Below are 20,393 nucleotides of genomic sequence, written 5' to 3'. Positions count from 1 at the left end.
GAATCCTACGCTAGGCCAACTTCCACCAACATGCGTTCTGCAATGCGGTCAAGCGGTAAATCTTCTGAAGAAATGCCTGCTTTAGCAACAGCTTGGGGCATACCATAAACAACACAACTTTCTTCATCTTGAGCCCAAATAGTTGAGCCTGCAGACTTCAACATACGAGCGCCTTCACGACCGTCTGCACCCATGCCAGTCAGCACTAAAGAGAGTACTTTGTCACCGTATACTTTGGCTGCAGAACCAAAAGTCACATCCACACATGGTTTGTAGTTCATGCGGTCGCCGCCATCAATGATACGAAGACGAGCAGCCCCCGCTCGACCATCCACCATCATTTGCTTACCACCTGGAGCAAGGTATGCCACACCAGGCTGTAAGACATCGCCGTCTTGGGCTTCTTTCACTTGAATCTTACACAAGGTATTCAAACGGCTGGCAAATGCAGCAGTAAAGGTTGCTGGCATATGTTGGATCAATACGATCGGATGCGGGTAGTTCATCGGTAAACGCGTCAGAATTTTTTGCAAAGCAACCGGACCACCAGTCGACGTGCCAATTGCGGTCAGTTGATACTTCTTACCGGAGGCTCGGAACTTTGCCGCAGCCGGTCGAGCTGGAGCTGGAGTCGCTGGCGAAGCCGTTCTTGAACCTAGTGGACGAGATGCCGCATTGGTACTCGCAGCAACGCGAGTGATTGGTCGACGCATAAAAGCGCGCTTCGAAGCAATCTGAATAACTCGTTGCTGAAGCAGTGACACCGCTTCTTCGCGGTTACGTGCGATGTCTTCAAACTTTTTCGGTAAGAAATCCAATGCGCCCGCATCAAGCGCATCAAGCGTGGCTTTCGCCCCGTCATGAGTCAGGGACGAAAACATTAGGATTGGCGTTGGAGCCGCTGCCATGATTTCACGTACAGCGGTAATGCCATCCATCACTGGCATTTCAATATCCATCGTGATGACGTCCGGTTTAAGAGATTTGGCTTTCTCAACCGCCTCTCTGCCATTTACCGCAACGTCAATCACTTCTAGGCGCGATTCTGAGTTGATGATTTCGCTCACGCGACGTCGAAAAAAACTCGAATCATCAACGACTAGTACTTTAATCGCCATCTTATTCCTTTTAATAACGTCAGCTTTGCTTAAAGGCGTGAAGCCGCAGCATATCGCTTAAGTAAATCAGGCACATCTAGAATTAATGCAATATGGCCATCGCTAGTGATTGTTGCACCAGCCATGCCCGGAGTGCCTTGCAATAGATTATCGAGTGGCTTAATAACCACTTCTTCTTGACCAATAAGCGTATCCACAACAAAACCAACGCGCTGGTTACCGATCTGTACAATAACCACATGACCGTGACCGGTACGCTCTTCGACGTTTTGTGATTTGGATGCTAACCAGTTCTGTAAGTAAAATAGCGGGATAGATTTTTCACGCACAATGATCGTCAACTGACCATCTACCACGTTTGTGCGACTCAGATCCAAGTGGAAAATTTCGCTCACAGATGCCAGTGGCAGCGCAAACGGATGACCGCCAACACCAACCATCAGTGTTGGTAGGATCGCAAGCGTCAGTGGTACTTTGATGGTGATCTTAGTGCCTTTCCCTAGCTCAGAATCGATATCGATTGAACCATTTAAGGTGTTGATCGCCGTCTTAACCACATCCATGCCAACGCCACGGCCAGAGATGTCAGAAATTTTATCTTTACTTGAGAAACCTGGCGCAAAGATAAGGTTGAAGCACTCTTTGTCTGTTAAACGGGCCGCCGCATCTTCGTCCATCATGCCGCGCTTAACCGCGATACCACGCAGTTTGTTCGGGTCCATACCGCCGCCATCATCTACGATGGATAGCTCAATGTGATCCCCTTCTTGTGATGCAGACAAAATCACTTTACCTGTGCGTGATTTACCTGCTTTCGCGCGATCGTCTGGCATTTCAATACCGTGGTCAACCGAGTTACGAACCAAGTGAATCAATGGATCGGCCAATGCTTCTACAAGGTTTTTATCGAGATCGGTTTCTTCACCGCGCATTTCCAGCACGATGTCTTTATTTAAGTTACGCGCCAAGTCACGGACAACGCGTGGGAAACGGCCAAATACTTTCTTGATTGGCTGCATACGCGTTTTCATTACCGCGCCTTGCAGATCCGCCGTTACGACATCAAGGTTGGCGACCGCTTTGGACATTTCTTCATTGTCGCTGTTCAAACCAAGGCTTAATAGACGGTTTCGGACCAATACAAGCTCACCAACCATGTTCATGATGGTATCAAGCGTCGAGGTATCGACACGAACGGTTGCCTCGGCCTGAGGCTTTTTAACCGCTGGCGCTTTCGCCTCTTCTTTCACCGCGACAGGTTTAGATTCTGGTTTTGGTGCTGGAGCCGGAGTTGGAGCTGCTGATGCTGGCTTAACCGCAGGCTCAGGTTTCGCAGGGCTTTCCTCTACGTTTGCTGATGCCGGCTTCGTTGCCATATCCAGCTCTTCCAACGTGGGACCTTTGCCCGCACCATGTAGCTCGTCGAGTAACTTTTCGAACTCTTCGTCCGTCATTAAGTCACTATCTTGATTTGCTGACGATGCAACTGGCGCAACTGGTTCTGCCGCTTTAGGAGGTTCTGCTGGTGCAGATGCTGCAGCCTCTGCCGCTGATGGACTTTTGCCAACGCCGTGAAGTTCGTCAAGTAGACGTTCAAATTCATCGTCAGTGATATCGCCACTTTCAACTGATGGCGCACTTGATTGAGGGGGCTCTGATGGCGCTGTTGGTGTCGCAGGTTCTGAAGCGCCTGGAGCTGAGCCTTTACCATGAAGTTCATCCAGCAGCTTTTCGAATTCGTCTTGGGTAATTTCATCGACAGAGCCGACACTTGACGCTGGTGCGGCAGGTTCTTCAATAACAGGTTCAGGAATGACAGGTTCAGGAGTAACCACTGGTTCTTCAACCACGGTTGCAGCGACTTCATCTTCTGATTCAGGTTTACATAGACGATGAAGTTCTTCAAGAAGGGCAGGATCCGCAGCTTCCAATGGCTCACGATCTTGAACAGCTTGGAACTGGGTATTGACCGTATCCAACGCTTTTAGCATCGTATCCATTAAGTTTTGCGTGACCGTGCGTTGGCCGTTTCGTAAAACGTCGAACACGTTCTCCGCACCATGACAAGTATCGACTAGCTCTGCCAAAGACAGGAAGCCAGCACCGCCTTTTACGGTGTGAAACCCGCGGAAAATTGCATTAAGTAAGTCTTTGTCTTCTGGGTTATTTTCCAATTCAACCAACTGCTCAGAAAGCAGTTCGAGAATTTCCCCAGCCTCAATGAGAAAGTCCTGAAGAATATCTTCGTCTAAATCGTAGCTCATACGTTACCTTTAAAATCCAAGACTGGACAACAAGTCATCGACTTCGTCCTGCGATGAAACCGCATCTTCTCTCAGTTCTGGATGAAGAATCGGGCCTTCGGCTTCGCTTGTTTGTGTATTCTTTTTATCTGCCGGTTCTGACAAAACTTGAATGTGTTCTTCAGGTTTATTTCCAGAGAATACGGTTAGGATTTCCACTAAGCGGCCTTCTACTTCATTTACCAACGTAATTACGCGGCGAATAATCTGGCCAGTTAGGTCTTGGAAGTCTTGCGCCATGAGAATTTCGGTCAATTGACCACGCAACTCAGTGCTGTCACCTTCGACTTGAACTAATAGCTCGTCGATTCGGTGACAAAGTGCTTTGAATTCGCTTAATTCGATGCGCCCGTGCATGAGTTCATTCCATTGAGGACGAACTTTCTGAAGGCAATCATGCAGGTTGTCAGCGATAGGAAGGCAGCAGTCGACTGCATCCATCGTTTTGTTGGCTGCTAGCTCTGTCTTCTCGATCACATAATTAAGACGATCCCTTGCGTTAGGGATTTCGTCTTTCGCAATTTCGGTCATGCGCTGATCGAGACTGAACTGCTTGAGTGATTCGTGAAGGTCTCGAGTTAAGGCTCCAATTTCTTGCAGCATTGGATTCTCGGCACCTTCGTAGATCGAGGCAACAAGCATATTGGCTTGGTCTTGTTCCCCGTTTTCTAGCATTTGAACGAGTGACTTCGCCTGCTCTAGTGAGATCATTCTGAATAGACCCTTTTACGTTTAGTTCTTCTTATCACTTTAAAAACGCTAAACGAGTCATTTAATAGGTATTTAATAATTGGTATGAATGACTCGAATAACAAAGAGAAAAAGAGAGAGTTATAAACGCTCGAAAATTTTATCTAATTTTTCTTTTAATGTTGCAGCAGTAAATGGCTTAACAATGTAGCCGTTTACGCCTGCTTGAGCAGCTTCAATGATCTGCTCACGCTTCGCTTCAGCCGTGATCATTAGAACTGGCAAATGCTTAAGTTCTGCATCCGCGCGGATGTGTTTAAGCAAATCGATGCCTTGCATACCTGGCATGTTCCAGTCAGTTACAACAAAATCGAAGTCACCTTTTTTCAGCATTGGTAATGCGGTTAAACCATCGTCCGCTTCTTGAGTGTTATTGAAACCCAAGTCACGAAGCAGGTTTTTAACAATACGGCGCATTGTTGAGAAATCATCAACAATAAGGATCTTCATGTTTTTATTCAAAATTGCCTCCACTGAATCGTAAAATCAGTGTTTTTAGTCATTTTGTGTCCACGCACTGAGCTTGGTGCGCAAACGTTGCATCGCTTGACTCAGTATTTGACTTACGCGAGATTCGCTTACGCCTAACACATCGCCAATTTCTTTCAAATTGAGTTCTTCATCATAATAAAGCGAAAGAACCAAAGCTTCACGCTCTGGAATCTGTTTTATTGATTCAACCAGTGCTTTTCGAAATGATTCATCGGCAACCCCTTTGAATGGGTTACTGTCATCAGTTTCATCTGCAGGTGAAATCACATCATCAGAAACGCCTAAATCTTCAATACCGACTAATTTTGAGCAGTTGATATCGGTCAGAGCACTATGATATTGATCCAGTGTCATACCGAGATGCGTGGCTACTTCAGAATCAGTAGGATCTCTATTTAATTCGCCTTCCAGTTCCGCAATCGCTTGGTTAATCTCTCGATTATTTTTATGAACAGAACGCGGTACCCAATCGCCTTTGCGCATGTCATCTAACATTGCGCCACGAATACGGATACCTGCATAAGTTTCAAAGCTCGCACCTTTAGAACCATCATAATTCTGCTGAGCTTCGATAAGACCGATCATGCCGGCCTGAATTAAATCCTCTACCTGAACACTCGGCGGTAAACGGCCTAATAGGTGGTGAGCAATGCGCTTAACCAACACTGAGTAGCGCTCTATAAACGCTTGCTGGCTATTAAACTTGCCATGTTGGTCATAGGTTATCGCTTTATTCACCAAAAGGGTCCTCTGCGAATTCGGTACGATTTAGCAACCTTTCCACAAAAAATTCCAAGTGTCCACTTGGTGTTTTAGGTAGTGGCCACGTTAACGCTTTGTTTGCTAGTGAGCTAATAGCTAAAGCGGCAGGTGAGCGAGGGAACGCATCAACGACAATTTTTTGTCTTTTTACAGCCTGTCGTACTTTATCATCTAATGGAATACATGCTACGAGTTCAAGGCTGACATTCAAGAATCGCTCTGTGACTAGCGTCAACTTTGCAAACAATTCTCGCCCTTCACGGTAGCTTCTGACCATATTTGCTACAACTTTAAAGCGTTGGACCTGGTGTTCTTTACTTAACAGCTTAATTAACGCATATGCATCGGTGATTGAAGTTGGTTCATCACACACAACCACAACGACATCTTGAGCTGCTCGCGAAAAACTGATTACCATGTCAGAAATGCCTGCGGCGGTATCTATCAGCAGGACGTCCATTTCGTCTTCAAGACTACCAAATGCTCGAATGAGTCCAGCATGTTGAGCGTGAGAAAGCTCAGTCATGCTCTGTGTGCCAGAAGTTGCAGGGATTATCTTTATACCATAAGGCCCTTCGACAATCGCATCTTTTAGCTCACATTCACCCGCTAAGACATGTCCTAGATTACGTTTTGCACGAATTCCGAGCATCACGTCCACATTGGCCAGACCTAAATCAGCGTCGAGAACCATCACCTTCTTGCCTTGGCGAGCCATACAAATCGCCAGACCCAGTGTTACGTTTGATTTCCCCACACCACCTTTGCCGCCAGTAACTGCAATCACTTTGGTCAACGATGGTTGTGTTAAGCGACGGAGGCCGCTTGCTTGATCGTGTATCATATTCTCAGTCATAGTAGTCCGCCGCCTTAGAGTCCTTCACTGTCACTGTTCCAAAAGTGAGGTTCGTTCTCTGTCGACTTCTCTAACAGTTCATTTGCTTTCGCAAGCATATATTTTGGTTGCGCTATCACAATGTCTTCTGGCACGCGCTGACCATTAGCGATGTAAGCCACTGGCATTGCGTTTTGAATCACTACACTGATGAATTCGCCTAGACTTAATGACTCATCAAGCTTCGTCATAATACAACCCGAAAGTGGTATGCGTCGGAAGTGATCCAGCGTTTCTTGTAGAACGCGACGTTGTGCGGTAGCTGGCAAAACAAGGTAGCTGTGAATCACTTCTCCGCTCTCTTGCATTAGAGTATCGAGCTGCTCAGAAAGCCTGACATCTCGTTGCCCCATCCCTGCCGTATCGACCAAAATCAGTCTTCTGTTTCTTAGCTGATATATAACATCGGCTAACTCGTTAGAATCTTTAGCAACTCTTACGGGACAACCCATGATTCTTCCGTAAATTGAGAGCTGCTCATGTGCACCTATGCGATATGTATCTGTTGTCACAAGGGCCACATTATCGGCACCGTATTCCATGGCGGCACGTGCTGCGAGCTTCGCAACGGTGGTTGTTTTTCCCACCCCCGTCGGACCTAACAGTGCAACCACACCACCACGTTTTAAAATGTCCTGTTTAGGAATATTGATTTGATCCGCCACAAGCGACAACAACGCTTTCCACGCTCGCGCTGGTTTTGTATCTTCCGGGATATAGCACGCCATTTGGTCTGCTAACTCCGGAGAAACGCCCATACGCTCTAAACGCTTAATCAGCATTGCTCTGAGCGGCTCTCGACGTTCCACTTCCTGCCACATCAGGCCAGATACTTGATGCTCTAAAAGACGACGAATTGACGTCATCTCTTCGCGCATACTCTCCAGCTCATCTGCAGACTCTTCTCGCTCATCACTTGGACGGCGGCGATCATAGCGTGTCGGATCCAACTTCGGCGTTGGACGCTCAAATCGATTATCTTGTGCGATTAACTTCGCCAAAGGTGAATCTGGTTGATATGGCGCTGGCTTTTCTTGGTTGTAGCCGTCGCGATGCTTATTCTGGCGTTGCAATAAAGCAGAGAGCGAATCTTCATTTTCCGCTACATGATCGTCAGCATCTGCTGCACCACCACTATATTGCTTAAGCATATTAGCGAATCGCTGCGTCATCGAGCCTGTTTTTTCGTTGTTACTGTTATTACTGTTCAGGCTAATTTTATCTTCATCTAAATGACGATCTTGATAACGATCTGCAGAAGACGATGACATTTGACGATGTTCGTTGTAGCGATTCGATTGAGAAGCACCGCGATTTTGTTGTGACGCTGCGCTTGCTTGAGACGGGTTAGATTCACTATCTATCGCCGCAACAATCGCCACCCCACCAGCCACTTTCTTGTTTGACATGATCACCGCTTCCGCGCCTAACTCCTCTTTCACTTGGAGCAGCGCCGTTCTCATGTCTTTGGCAAAAAATCGCTTTATTTTCAAACTATGAATCCATTAATGATGCGTGAGATCAGTTACCCACGGCTTGCACAATTCTGATCTGTTTTTCATCCGGGATTTCTTGGTAAGACAGTACCCGGAGATTAGGTATTGTGTTCTTCACAAATTTCGCCAACGTCGAGCGTAATACACCGGAAGTAAGCAGAACGGCTGGCTCGCCTTTCAATTCTTGTTCCTGTGTCGCTTGGCTTAGTGAAGACTGCAATCGTTCAGCGAGCCCCGGTTCAATCCCCGCGGATTCGCCTCCTGATGCTTGCATAGTTTGATGCAATATTTGTTCCAGTTCAGGTATCAAAGTAATCACTGGCAGCTCAGGCTCTATACCATTGATTTCTTGAACAATTAGGCGTTTAAGACTAATTCGAACTGCTGCCGTCAATATGTCAGCTTCTTGACTCTTACTTGAGTACTCAGCCAAAGTTTGAACAATCGTGCGAATATCGCGGATTGGAATGGCCTCGTTTAACAAGTTTTGTAGGACTTTCACCACCACACCTAATGGTAATTGGTCAGGAACAAAGTTCTCAACCAACTTAGGCGCGCTGCGTCCTAACATTTCTAATAAATTCTCTACTTCTTCATGACCAATCAACTGCGATGCGTTATTAGTCAATAACTGGCTCAGGTGCGTCGCTAATACTGTCGATGAGTCAACAACCGTATAACCTAACGCCTGAGCATGCTCACGCTGATCTTCGCGAATCCATACGGCTTCCAATCCAAATGCAGGGTCAATGGTTGGCTCGCCATCAATCATGCCATACACCTGACCTGGGTTAATCGCTAGCTCTTGATCCGGACGAATCTCAGCTTCGCCCACCGCAACCCCCATTAATGTGATTCGATAGCTGTTTGGCGTCAGTTCAAGGTTGTCACGTATGTGAACCGCAGGGATTAAAAACCCAAAATCTTGCGATAGCTTTTTACGCACACCTTTTACGCGCTCTAACAGTTCTCCACCTTGGTCTCGGTCCACTAACGGAATCAAGCGGTAACCCACTTCTAGGCCAATAATATCGACTGGCTGGACGTCGTCCCAAGACAGTTCGCGTTGTGATGAAGGCTCTGCACCTTCGTCGGCTTTCGCTGGTAAAGCCGGTTCTTTCGCTTTCTGCTTTTGGCGTTTATCGATGAAATACGCCGCCGCGCCAGCCGCGACCGCCAGACTCAAAAACGCAAAGTGTGGCATGCCCGGTACGATGCCCATCACACCGAGAATAGCTGCGGTAATCATCAGTGCTTTTGGGTTGTCGAACATCTGGAAGACCAGCTGTTCACCCATGTCTTCATCGGTGTTTTGACGCGTCACCATCATCGCCGCTGCAATCGACAGCAATAGCGATGGAATCTGTGCAACTAGGCCGTCACCAATCGTCAGCAAAGTATAGATTTCAATTGCCTCACCGAAACCCAATCCATACTGCGCCATACCGATCGACAGACCGCCGATGATGTTGATAAACAGAATCAAAATACCGGCAATCGCGTCACCTTTTACGAACTTCGAGGCACCATCCATCGAGCCGTAGAAATCCGCTTCTTTGGTCACTTCAAAACGACGAACTCTTGCCTGTTCTTGGTCTATCAATCCAGCATTTAAGTCCGCATCAATCGCCATCTGCTTACCTGGCAACGCATCAAGGGTGAAGCGAGCACTTACCTCAGAGATACGACCCGCACCTTTGGTCACCACCATAAAGTTGATGATCATTAAGATAAGGAAAACCACTAAGCCGACCGCGTAGTTACCACCAATAACGACATTACCAAACGCTTCAATTACGTTACCTGCCGCGTTGCCGCCTTCGTGACCATGCAGTAAGACGACACGTGTCGAAGCAACGTTCAGCGCTAAGCGCAACAAGGTCGCGATCAGCAGTACCGTCGGAAAAGCGGCAAAGTCCAACGGACGACGTGTGTAAACGGTCACTAACAACACCACCATCGACAACGCGATGTTAAAGGTGAAGAACATATCCAGCAAAAAGGCTGGAATAGGCAGCACCACCATCGCTAAGGTGGCCAAAACCATCACCGGCGCGCCAATAGCTGGCATTTCACGCTGAGGGATTCGTGGCAATTTATCTGCAAATGGCAGGCTTAACTTCATACTACGAGAGATCTCAATCGATTGAAGCGTCACGTTAGCTCTTACTATTAATACGCGACCGCTTTGGCCTAAAAGTTTAGGTATGGTTGATAATTAAGGCGTTTTAAGCAAGCTATGTACCATAATTAACGCCAAAATAATGACTAAACACTCAAGTAGAGCTTAATATCTGATTAAATTAGCCTTTTTAGAATTAGGCTTCTTTTAGTATTAGTGCCGGTGTTCTGGCGGGATTGGCAAATCGTAATCCTGAATTTTGGGGCGCTGTCCACCTCGTTTTCGGTATTGTTTCAACTGGAATACAAATGCCAAAACCTGAGCCACCGCAGTAAATAATCCATCGGGGATCTCTTGTTCAAGCTCGGTAGTATGGTACAGCGCACGAGCAAGTGGCGGAGCAGGTACAATTGTGATGTCATGCTCTCGGGCGACTTCTCGAATCTTCATTGCCATGTGATCGGTGCCTTTAGCGATCACTACCGGCGCACGGTCTGTCTTCTGTTTATAACGAAGCGCAACCGAAAAGTGCTCTGGGTTGGTAACAATAACATCAGCCTGAGGAACGTCTGCCATCATACGACGTTGAGCCGCTTCCCTTTGCAGCATACGAATGCGTCCTTTGACCTCTGGCTTACCCTCGGTTTCTTTATATTCGTCTTTGACTTCTTGCTTGGTCATTTTTAACTGATCAGCGTGCTGCCAGATTTGAAATGGAATATCGATGGCAACCACGATCAACAGCGAACAGCTGATCAACAAGATAAAGTTCAGCAGAATATCTAAAGCATGGAAGATGTTTTGCGGATACACATCCATACTTAATTGAATCAGATCCGCCTGCGATGCTTGGATCAAATAGATCGCCACACCAGTAACCAAAACCACTTTGAGTATTGATTTGATCAACTCCACCCAGCTTTGCATTCCGACCATCCGCTTTAAACCGCTAAGCGGATTCATTTTCGACAGCTTTGGCATAGCGGCTTGAGCAGAAAAACTGATTCCTCCCACACCCGCAGCACCAATCATGGCGGCAGTAAACAACGTAGCTAGCACCAAAAATAGAGGGAACAACAAATCGGTCATCGCCCCTAAAGCAATGTCAAATAGCTTTGCCGTATCAAAAATCTCTTCTCGTTGAAGATCAAATAAACGGCTCATGATGGAAAACAATGAACGTGCTAACGCCTCGCCAAACCACATCAGTGAAATGGCGCCAACGATCAGTACAGATGCTGATGCAAGTTCTTTAGACCGAGCAACCTGCCCCTTTTCTCTGGCTTGTTGTAACCGTCGGGGCGTGGCTTCTTCGGTGCGTTCCTGACCGTCTGATTCTGCCAATTCTTAGCACTCCAAGCGAATGAGTCGACAAATCTGCGCCTCACCCACTGTCCAGAACATTTCATAATGACTATAAAGGCCAGCCAGTATGTACCAACAAAGTAATAGGCCCACCATCAACGCAAAAGCAAAACCAAGCGAGAAGATATTCAGCTGTGGTGCGGCACGGGTCATTACACCAAACGACAAGTTAATGGTAAGTAGTGCAATAATGCCAGATAGAGACATACTCAGTGCCGTTTGGAACATAATACCAAGCCAGCCTGCCATTTCACGGAAATCAACCGCGTTGAGCGAGCCGGAGCCAATCGGCAAGGTTTTAAAGCTGAACACCACCAATTGCAGCATTTTCAAGTGCCCATCGGTGGCAAGGAAAAACATTGTCGTCAAAAACATGAATAACTGACCAAGCAATGGCGTGTTCTGACCATTTGCGGGATCAACCATAGAAGCGAAACCCAAACTTGATTGCATACCCAATATTTGTCCCAACAAGACAAAGGTTTGAATCATAAATTGAGTGACCATACCCATCGCAATACCGATGATCATTTGCTCGGCAATGGTCATAAAACCCCGAAACGAGAGCAACTCAATGTCTTGAGGCACTGCAGGGATCGCCGGCATGACGGCAAAAGTGATGGCTAACCCGAGGTAAAGGCGGATTCGTGGTGAGACAAATCGAGCCCCAGTTACCGTCATCACCATCAGCATGGAAGAGATACGAACGTAGGGCCAGAAATAGTTTGCGATCCAATCTAAGACAACGCTAGTGGGGTACTCCATAGGCGCCTCTAATAAAGCACCTGAGGTAAGCGCTCAATCAAGCCATAGAAATATTCCATCAACATTTGCGTCATCCAGTGACCAAATAGCATTAGAGCCAAAAGCGTGACAATCAAACGCGGCAAGAAGCTCAATGTTTGTTCGTTGATGGAAGTCGCAGCTTGGAAAATCGCAACAATAAGGCCAATAAGCAAACTTGGGATGATAATGGCGCAGACCATGATAAGCACCATCCAAAGTGCTTCACGGAAAAGCTCGACAAACATTTCTGGTGTCATGTCTTATCCTCTATCTGCGCTTATCTAAAGGGCAAAACTGCCCGCGAGTGTCGAAAGTATCAAGTTCCAGCCATCGACCAATACAAACAGCATCAACTTGAACGGCAACGAAACAATCATTGGTGACAACATCATCATACCCATTGCCATCAGTACCGACGCTACCACGAGGTCAATAATCAAAAACGGCAAGAAGAGCATAAAGCCAATCTGGAATGCAGTTTTTAGCTCCGAGGTGATGAAAGCCGGAATCAACACCGCCATCGACACATCTTCTGGGTTCTCAACTTGCTCTCCTGACATGGTTACAAACGTCTCCAAGTCTTTGATTCGGGTCTGTTTAAGCATGAACGCTTTCATTGGCGCTTGTGCAGCATCAAATGCTTCTCGAGCCGTGACTTGCTCGTTCAAATAAGGCTGAACGGCTTTATCGTTGATTTCGTTCAGGACGGGAGACATAACAAAGAAGGTCAAAAACAGCGCTATACCAATGATGACCTGATTAGACGGCGTTTGTTGCAAACCCATTGCCTGACGCAATATCGACATCACCACAACAATTCGAGTAAACGACGTCATTAGAATCACCATGGCAGGCAAGAAGCCAAGCATGGTCATTAACGCTAGGATTTGTAGCGTAACCGAGTAATCTTCACTGCCATCTGGGTTCGTGGTCATGGTGAATGCTGGAATACCACCGCCACTAGAAACGGACATAGCACGACTGGCGCCAGTATCACTTTGCATCGCCTGAACAGTGACGCTACTTCCATCAGCCAAGTTGTCAGGCAGAGCAGACTCCTCTGCCTCAGCAAACGAAAATGAAGAAAACAGCACGCCGACGAAAAGCAACAACGTGCTCAGGAGCAAACGAATCGGGTTACCCTTTGTCATGTTTTTTGATCAGTTGGCTAAATTGAGTCGCAAAAGCATTGGTCGCCAACTCTTCCTCTTTCAGTGGCTTATCTAACTTGGCTAACGTTTGGATTGATTGGCTAGTAATTCCAACCAAAAACTGCTCTTCACCCACTTGAACTACGGCGATTCTTTCTTTGGTGCCCACTGGCAACTGACTCACAATACGCAAGCCTTTTTGTTGTCCCATCGCAGGCACTTGCATACGTTTAAGTAGCCAAGCCAACAAAAGAATCACACCGATCACAAGCACAAGCGAGCCCAGTGTCGTCGCAAGATCCAGATTATTTGGTGCGGCAGCAAATGCATAAGGAGCACTCAGCATTAAGCTCAGTGCTCCAGTGATTTGCTTCAATCGCGTTTTGATTGAGCGGCTCATCTTAACGTAGCTTCTTAATTCGTTCAGTTTGGCTGATCACATCCGTCAAACGGATACCAAACTTATCGTTCACGACCACGACTTCGCCATGCGCAATCAGTGTACCGTTGACTAATACGTCCAATGACTCGCCCGCTAGACGATCCAACTCAACAACCGAACCTTGGTTCAACTGCAATAAGTTCCGAATGCTGATTTGTGAACGACCGACTTCCATCGAAATCGTCACCGGAATATCCATGATGGTGTCGAGTTTACGACGCTCATCTTCGGTAATTGGGCTTGAAGTGTCTTTTAGCTCTTCCAGTGGCGCGGCCAATACTTCATCTACATCAACAGAAGGTGCAGACGGGTCTTCGCCAAGAGCGGCTGCCCATTCATCTGCTAGCTTTTGATCGTCACTTGGTTCCATTTTTCTATCCTGTGTTAAGCCTTATTTAATGCCAAAGCATGTCTGTTCAATAAGGTATCTTAATCGTCTATATCGTCTTCATTCTCAAGCTCAGACATGATGTCTTTGCCCAAGAAAGCTAAATCTGTTTTGACTACATGTGGGCGCTCAATTTCCTCAGAAATTTGCACCGCTAATTTGTCTTCCGAACGGCCCATTTTTACGCGATAGGTCGGCAGGTCTTCCACAAACATTGTCGCATGTTCTGGCATTTCAATCGGGATGATGTCACCCGGTTGCAATTCCATGAGGTCACGCAAAGAGATGTCTTTTTCAAGCAAGTTAACGCGGAAGTTAACCGGACAATCCATAATCTCTTCACGCAATGCTGAGCTCCAACGGACGTCAGTCTCCATCTTGTCGGACTGAACACCTGCATCCAACAGTTCACGGATAGGTTCAACCATGGAGTAAGGCATAACGACATGAAAATCGCCGCCACCGCCGTCAACTTCTATATGGAATGAACTCACGACAATCACTTCTGTCGGGCTGACAATGTTAGCCATACTTGGGTTTACTTCAGAGTCGAGATATTCGAACTCCACCCCCATCACTGGCGACCACGCTTCTTTGTAGTCTTCAAATACAATCTTCAGCAGCAGCTGAATGATGCGGCGTTCCGTTGGGGTAAATTCGCGCCCTTCGATTTTGGCATGGAATCGACCATCCCCACCAAAGAAGTTTTCTACCAGAATAAAGACTAAGCGAGCCTCCATGGTGATCAACGCTGTACCTTTTAACGGACGAAAACGCACCATGTTCAAACTGGTTGGCACGTACAATGTGTTTTGGTATTCGCCAAACTTCATCATCTGCACGCCATTGATCGACACTTCTGCCGTTTTACGCAGCATATTAAACAGACTAATACGCATGTGTCGTGCAAAGCGCTCGTTGATAAGTTCGAGCGTCGGCATTCGACCACGTACAATCCTGTCTTGCGACGAGAAATCAAAATTGACGGCACCTTCGTTGTCGTTTTCTATCGGTTCATCGACGTCATCAACATCGTCAACCCCGTGCAATAGCGCATCAATTTCGTCTTGGCTTAATAGATCGGTCACGTTTTACCTATTGAATAACAAAATCTGTAAACAGTACTTTTTCAATCACTGGCTTACCGACCGCAGCGTTTAGCGCTGCTTTGATATCTTCGGAAGCACGATCGCGCAATTCCACTCGTCCCGTTGGAGAACGCAACTGATCAACCGTCGCCGAAGCAAACGTTGATAACAAAGAGCTCTCAATCAGTGGCGAATGGTACCGCGCCAACTCTTCATTCTCTGCGCCGCGAACCATTAACTGCGCTTTAATTTGTACCAGTCTGTCGCGACGGTCCCCAGTAACGTTAAATACAAATGCCTGAGGAAGATTCACGTAGGCAATGGGCGAGGCATCTGATGCCTTCGCTTGAACCTGTTGAGACGCTTCAGCCTGAGCTGGTTCATCAGAGCCCATGAGAAAGAACGCTGCTGCACCACCGCCAAGTAGCAATACCACAACAGCGATTATGATGATAAGTAACTTACCTTTTCCTTTCGGCGCATCGGCCCCTTGTAACTGTTCTTCTGCCATTGTTGTCTCTTATTATTCTTTTAGGTTACCGAGATGCTTAAGGAAGTCGTTTGGTAACCTTGTATTATTGCCTTTAAACGGCCTGTTATGCGTAAAAGCTAATTCCATCACGCTTTGAAGCCACATTCAAATCCAGATTGACGTCAGCATCAAAGCTCTCTTCTGGTTGTCCAGAAAAACCGCTGCCTTGAGCGCTTTGACCATGTTGCTCAGCAGTATACCTACCTTGCTGCTGCCCGCTGTTTTGTTGCTGAACAGAAGAATCAGCCAGTTGCATGCCCTGCTGCGCCAACATCTCTCTCAAGCGAGGAAGTGTCTGTTCAATGATGTCACGCGCTTGCGGGTTGTTCACCGTAAAATGCACATTAGCCACATCGTTGTTCATCGTCATACGAATTTGCATACGACCTAATTCTGGTGGATCAAGACGAATATCGAGGTTTTTTAGGTTCTTCGACATCATCATTTGCACTTTTTCCGCCACTTGCTCATTGGCCAACTCTTTGGTCAGTTGCAACGGAAGCTGAGCTTGCTGCGCGGCATCAATACGCGCTTGTTGCTGCACGTTTGTTCCTTGTTGACCCGCCATCGCCTGAAGCTGCCCAGCTAAACCATGTTGAAGTTCTGGTTTATCTTGCTTATCCGCTGTCGCTTTAAGTGCACCAGCAGCCAATGCGGCATTCACAACTTTCTGGTTAACCTCTCCGTCCTTTACGCCTTGAAGCGCCGTCGGAAAATGAGCTGCGGCCAACGCATCTGTCATCGGAGATAATGCGACTTTATCTGTACTCTGAACAGCTTGTGGCTGAGCTGATTGAGGCGCAAAATTAAGGGCTTGCTGAGACATCCCCATAGGCGCAGCCTGGCGAGCCAAATGATGTTGTACTTGCTGCTCGGCGAGAACCTGTTTAACGTCAGTAGGAAGCGCAACAAACTGGGCAAGATCTTGCTCAGGAATATCGGCAATGACCGTCCCTTTTTTCAACCCTTCTATGATCTCTGTTTCTTGCTGAGTCAGTGGTTTTCCCTGCGCCAGTTTGGTATCTATGAGTTCGAGTTCATCCAAAGAAACACGCTGAAGCCCATCAATTTTAGAGCCATCCAAACCCATCTCCAGTGGCGATAGTTCATTGGCAACGTCACCACTGACCATGCCCTTCTCGGTTGGGTGACTGACTTGTTTAGCCAGACCTTGCCAAGTAGCAAACTCAGACGAGAGCTTATCGACATCGATAGGTTGACCATTCTTATCTAAAATTGGCTCTAAGCCTTGCCCAGCCATTGCCTGCACTTGTTCAAGCGATTGAGCTAATGGCATGTCATTCAAAGCAAGTTCATCAATGTCTGTTGCTTGCCCGTTGAACGAGTGTTCTAAACCCGCTCGTTGAGGCAAAACTTTGCCACTATCGATGGATGCATTATTCGCTTTCAAGGTTTGATTCGCTTGTTCAATACGACCAAGCAGCTGTTGTCCTTCACCCATCGCGCTTTTTGCGCCATTAGCAACTGAAGGGGTGTTAGAGAGTGAACCTACTTTCTCAGAGACATCAGCATCATTTTGCGAGTGCGCGCCTTGTTTGGCTTCCAGTAGGCTTGCTTCATCACTTTGAATGGTGTTCGCATGCTCTGTCAGCATGTCGCCAGAGCGGCTTTGCTCTTGAATAGCAGTATCCGCCAGCAACTCTTTGGCGTCGTTACTGCTCGCTTGAGCCACATCTGTGACCGCTTCTTGACTATCAGCTTTGCCAGACGAAAGCTTGTTAACCTCGGCACTGTTTTGTTCTTCACCGTTTTGTGATTTCGTTGCTACTTTTTCTGACTTTTGTGAACCTGAAAATGCATCCGTCAAGGTTTCCAAAAATCCCTTGTTCTCCGCGTTTTCTGTAGGTGCTTGTGCGGCAGAGTCAGAAACTGACGTCTTGCTCGTCGCAGAAACATTGGACAAATTCACATTCATATAGAAATTCTCATTATCAGCAGCTTCGAGCGCTAGGCCGCTGCTAAATTGCACACGGTGGCAAATTTAGGTTATTGGGATGATCATCTACAAAGTTATCTGCAAAAATTACGCCAATAACAAGCTCATTGCCGCAGTGACAAATCGAGCGCTATAAGTGGAAGCAACATCAACTTTTAAACATTAAAAAGGCTTCGCTCGACGGCTGTAAAGCAACGTTGAAAACTCATCCATTTGCTTTTGTTCCCGTTTGGCTTCCGCAAGCTGCTTCTCTTTCTCTCGCTTTTCGATCATCCACTCATAGGATTTGCGTTCTTTGCGTACTGTTAACCAGTATTCTTGACAGTTTTCTACCTGTTCTTTGAAATGACTTTCCGCTTGTTTCTGCTTAGATAACGTTTCGTCTAGCTGGGTGAGAAAGCGATTTAAATGCCCATATTCGCTTGCCGTTAAGCCCGCCTGCCCACGGTCGATAAGCTGTTGGCAATAATCAAGGCGATACTTTTCGATTTGCTCAACCTGACGGTAATAATCTTCAAGTTCAGAGCGCGCTTTGTTCAGCGCAAGTACGGCTTGATCTTCACGCTCTTTAGTCTGCTCAAGTAGGAACTCCATCGCATTGTTCATGCGCTATCACCCGCCCAAAATGTTTCTAAGCATGTTGACGCACATATCGTATGGCACCGATTCTTTCATGCTCTGCTGTAAGTATTCGTCTAACTTCGGCTTCAATGTAAACGCACCATCGATAGCAGGATCGGTGCCCGGCTTGTACGCCCCAATCGAGACCAAATCTTGGTTCTTGCGGCAAATCGACAAGACCTGACGTACGGCTTTCGACATCAGAACATGTTCTTCAGTGGTGATTTGCGGCATAACACGGCTCACCGACTTTTCGACGTCAATCGCAGGATAATGACCTGCATCCGCCATTTCACGGGACAGCACAATGTGACCATCAAGAATTGCCCGCGATGCATCCGCAATCGGGTCTTGTAAATCATCGCCCTCGGTCAACACGGTAAAGAACGCCGTAATTGAGCCTTGTTCGGCGCTTCCGTTACCCGCACGCTCAACCAAAGCAGGTAGCTTGGCGAACACAGATGGCGGATAGCCTTTTGTCGCTGGCGGCTCACCAACAGAAAGGGCGATTTCACGCTGTGCTTGCGCAAAACGCGTCAAGGAATCCATCAATAACAGAACGTCCAAACCTTGATCGCGAAAGTACTCGGCAATGGTTAAGGCGGTTTGACAGCCTTTCAAACGCATCAATGGTGAAGCATCGGCAGGCGCAGCCACAACGACAGAGCGACGTCGTCCATCCTCACCTAAAATCTCTTCGATAAACTCTTTAACTTCGCGTCCACGCTCACCTATCAGACCGACCACAACAACTTGTGCGGTTGTACCTCGCGTCATCATGCCAAGCGTGACCGATTTACCCACACCAGAGCCGGCAAACAGACCGATACGCTGACCTTTACCAACCGTCAATAATCCGTTAATCGCTTTCAAGCCCACATCAAGTGGCTCTGAAATTGGCTTTCGAGCCAGCGGGTTGATTGGCTCAGCATTAAAAGAGGCGCGATGATCGGTATACAGCGGGCCAAGTCCATCAAGCGGATTACCAACCCCGTCAATCACTCGACCAAGTAACTCCATGCCAACAGGCAAGCCAGCGTCACTGGTTAATGGCGTCACTCTAGCGCCAGGCAAAATGCCCGTAATTTGCTCGCTTGGCATCAAAAATAGGTTATCACCTGAAAAACCGACGACCTCGGCTTCCATCTGACCGGACATAGTTTCCACTAAGCATAAACTGCCAATTGGCGCGCGACAGCCTGTCGCTTCCAACGTTAACCCAACCACTCGAACCAGTTTGCCAGAGGCAACTGGGCGCGTCGTTAAGCCTTCAACTTTGTAGTTTCTTAAACGGTCAGCCAATGCTTGCATGGATTACTCACCCTCTTGATGACGGTTTGCACCACAAAAACTGTGCAACACGCTTTTGACGCGCTCTTCCATACGGTAGTTAATGCTTGATTCACCCGCTTCAATTTGGACGTCGCCTCGATTGAGTGATGGCTCAGCAACCAACGTCCAGTTGCGGCAATCAAGGTCTTCTTCGCCGTAGGCTGAACGAATAATCGCAACGTCTTCTGGATTCAGGTGCAAGGTAATGGGGTGACCTGATATTGGCAGCGCTTCAACCGACTGCTTAACCGTGTCTAAAATAATTTGAGGGTTGGTTTGCACTTCGACATGCACGACTTCTTTAACTAAACAGAGCACCATGTCCACCAGCTGCTTTTCAACCTGAGCATTCATTAGCTCTAACGGCTGAGCAAACTGGTTCGCTAAGTTCATAAAGGTTTCGACTTGCTGCTGAATATATTCTTGGCCTGCGGTCACGCCTTCGGCTTTTCCAAGCTCCAGCCCTTCAGCATGGCCCGCTTGCAGGCCTTCTTCTTTGCCTTTGTCGTAACCTTGCTTAAAGCCGGCTTCTTGACCTTGATACAAACCTTCCTGATAAGCGCCTTGCTTGATCAGCTCTATCTGCTCTTCGGTTAGCTCAAGTGCTTGCTCTTCTTCTGGCTCTTCAAGATTCGGTACCCAACCCGGGTCATAGTTAAACGCGGTTTGTTTTGCTTGCTTGGCTTTGGGCTCGCCGTAATCAGGCAACCCCCAACGTTGTGGTTCGATCATCGAATCATCTTCATCAGGACGGATAAATCCACGTTTTCTTTCGCCAGCCATGGGTTACCTA

Annotated in this window: 20 protein-coding genes; all 20 read right to left on the bottom strand. The window is 47.3% G+C overall.

Annotated features, from left to right (window positions below):
- Window positions 1–5 precede the first annotated feature (5 nt).
- Window positions 6–1,118: a protein-glutamate methylesterase/protein-glutamine glutaminase gene (locus VEA_RS06495; RefSeq protein ID WP_006741711.1), complete on the bottom strand. Its 1,113-nt coding sequence runs from the start codon at window positions 1,116–1,118 to the stop codon at window positions 6–8.
- 29 nt (window positions 1,119–1,147) lie between these two features.
- Window positions 1,148–3,382 (bottom strand): chemotaxis protein CheA, encoded by a 2,235-nt coding sequence (locus VEA_RS06490; RefSeq protein ID WP_012841534.1) that lies wholly within the window; start codon window positions 3,380–3,382, stop codon window positions 1,148–1,150.
- A gap of 9 nt (window positions 3,383–3,391) precedes the next feature.
- On the bottom strand, window positions 3,392–4,132 hold the full coding sequence (locus VEA_RS06485) for a protein phosphatase CheZ (RefSeq protein ID WP_006741709.1): 741 nt from the start codon (window positions 4,130–4,132) through the stop codon (window positions 3,392–3,394).
- Window positions 4,133–4,252: 120 nt separating this feature from the next.
- Window positions 4,253–4,621 (bottom strand): chemotaxis response regulator CheY, encoded by a 369-nt coding sequence (gene cheY / locus VEA_RS06480; protein WP_017635949.1) that lies wholly within the window; start codon window positions 4,619–4,621, stop codon window positions 4,253–4,255.
- Between the two features lie 45 nt (window positions 4,622–4,666).
- A complete protein-coding gene (locus tag VEA_RS06475) occupies window positions 4,667–5,401 on the bottom strand; it encodes an RNA polymerase sigma factor FliA (RefSeq protein WP_006741708.1) in 735 nt (244 codons plus the stop codon).
- Entirely contained in the window at window positions 5,394–6,281 is an 888-nt protein-coding gene (locus VEA_RS06470; RefSeq protein WP_005380498.1) for a MinD/ParA family protein, read from the bottom strand. The genes VEA_RS06475 and VEA_RS06470 overlap by 8 nt, the downstream gene beginning before the upstream one ends.
- A gap of 14 nt (window positions 6,282–6,295) precedes the next feature.
- Window positions 6,296–7,813 carry a flagellar biosynthesis GTPase FlhF gene (flhF, locus tag VEA_RS06465; protein WP_012841533.1) on the bottom strand — a complete coding sequence of 506 codons (1,518 nt, stop codon included), beginning with the start codon at window positions 7,811–7,813 and terminating at the stop codon, window positions 6,296–6,298.
- A gap of 28 nt (window positions 7,814–7,841) precedes the next feature.
- The gene (gene flhA, locus VEA_RS06460; RefSeq protein WP_041853026.1) at window positions 7,842–9,941 is read right to left on the bottom strand and encodes a flagellar biosynthesis protein FlhA; all 2,100 of its coding nucleotides are present in this window, start codon (window positions 9,939–9,941) and stop codon (window positions 7,842–7,844) included.
- Window positions 9,942–10,151: 210 nt separating this feature from the next.
- Window positions 10,152–11,282 (bottom strand): flagellar biosynthesis protein FlhB, encoded by a 1,131-nt coding sequence (gene flhB / locus VEA_RS06455; RefSeq protein WP_006741705.1) that lies wholly within the window; start codon window positions 11,280–11,282, stop codon window positions 10,152–10,154.
- A gap of 3 nt (window positions 11,283–11,285) precedes the next feature.
- Window positions 11,286–12,068: a flagellar biosynthetic protein FliR gene (gene fliR / locus VEA_RS06450; protein ID WP_005384463.1), complete on the bottom strand. Its 783-nt coding sequence runs from the start codon at window positions 12,066–12,068 to the stop codon at window positions 11,286–11,288.
- Between the two features lie 8 nt (window positions 12,069–12,076).
- Window positions 12,077–12,346, bottom strand: coding sequence for a flagellar biosynthesis protein FliQ (gene fliQ / locus VEA_RS06445; RefSeq protein ID WP_012841532.1), 270 nt, complete (start codon window positions 12,344–12,346; stop codon window positions 12,077–12,079).
- Window positions 12,347–12,370: 24 nt separating this feature from the next.
- Window positions 12,371–13,240 (bottom strand): flagellar type III secretion system pore protein FliP, encoded by an 870-nt coding sequence (gene fliP, locus VEA_RS06440; protein WP_006741704.1) that lies wholly within the window; start codon window positions 13,238–13,240, stop codon window positions 12,371–12,373.
- Window positions 13,227–13,640, bottom strand: a complete 414-nt coding sequence (gene fliO / locus VEA_RS06435; protein WP_012841531.1) for a flagellar biosynthetic protein FliO — start codon at window positions 13,638–13,640, stop codon at window positions 13,227–13,229. The genes fliP and fliO overlap by 14 nt, the downstream gene beginning before the upstream one ends.
- A 1-nt stretch (window position 13,641) precedes the next feature.
- The gene (gene fliN / locus VEA_RS06430) at window positions 13,642–14,052 is read right to left on the bottom strand and encodes a flagellar motor switch protein FliN (RefSeq protein ID WP_012841530.1); all 411 of its coding nucleotides are present in this window, start codon (window positions 14,050–14,052) and stop codon (window positions 13,642–13,644) included.
- A 59-nt stretch (window positions 14,053–14,111) separates the two neighbouring features.
- Complete coding sequence (gene fliM / locus VEA_RS06425; protein WP_006741703.1) at window positions 14,112–15,158, bottom strand: flagellar motor switch protein FliM; 1,047 nt, start codon at window positions 15,156–15,158, stop codon at window positions 14,112–14,114.
- Between the two features lie 7 nt (window positions 15,159–15,165).
- A complete protein-coding gene (fliL, locus tag VEA_RS06420) occupies window positions 15,166–15,669 on the bottom strand; it encodes a flagellar basal body-associated protein FliL (RefSeq protein ID WP_012841529.1) in 504 nt (167 codons plus the stop codon).
- Between the two features lie 85 nt (window positions 15,670–15,754).
- The gene (locus VEA_RS06415) at window positions 15,755–17,626 is read right to left on the bottom strand and encodes a flagellar hook-length control protein FliK (RefSeq protein WP_012841528.1); all 1,872 of its coding nucleotides are present in this window, start codon (window positions 17,624–17,626) and stop codon (window positions 15,755–15,757) included.
- 183 nt (window positions 17,627–17,809) lie between these two features.
- Window positions 17,810–18,253, bottom strand: a complete 444-nt coding sequence (gene fliJ / locus VEA_RS06410; protein WP_012841527.1) for a flagellar export protein FliJ — start codon at window positions 18,251–18,253, stop codon at window positions 17,810–17,812.
- 6 nt (window positions 18,254–18,259) lie between these two features.
- The gene (gene fliI, locus VEA_RS06405) at window positions 18,260–19,579 is read right to left on the bottom strand and encodes a flagellar protein export ATPase FliI (protein WP_006741701.1); all 1,320 of its coding nucleotides are present in this window, start codon (window positions 19,577–19,579) and stop codon (window positions 18,260–18,262) included.
- 3 nt (window positions 19,580–19,582) lie between these two features.
- A complete protein-coding gene (gene fliH / locus VEA_RS06400; RefSeq protein ID WP_006741700.1) occupies window positions 19,583–20,383 on the bottom strand; it encodes a flagellar assembly protein FliH in 801 nt (266 codons plus the stop codon).
- Between the last annotated feature and the right edge of the window lie 10 nt (window positions 20,384–20,393).

This window comes from Vibrio antiquarius (assembly GCF_000024825.1).
GTDB classification, from domain to species: domain Bacteria; phylum Pseudomonadota; class Gammaproteobacteria; order Enterobacterales; family Vibrionaceae; genus Vibrio; species Vibrio diabolicus.
Note: the sequence above shows the minus strand (reverse complement) of the source record. Positions and strands in the feature narration are given on the sequence as shown.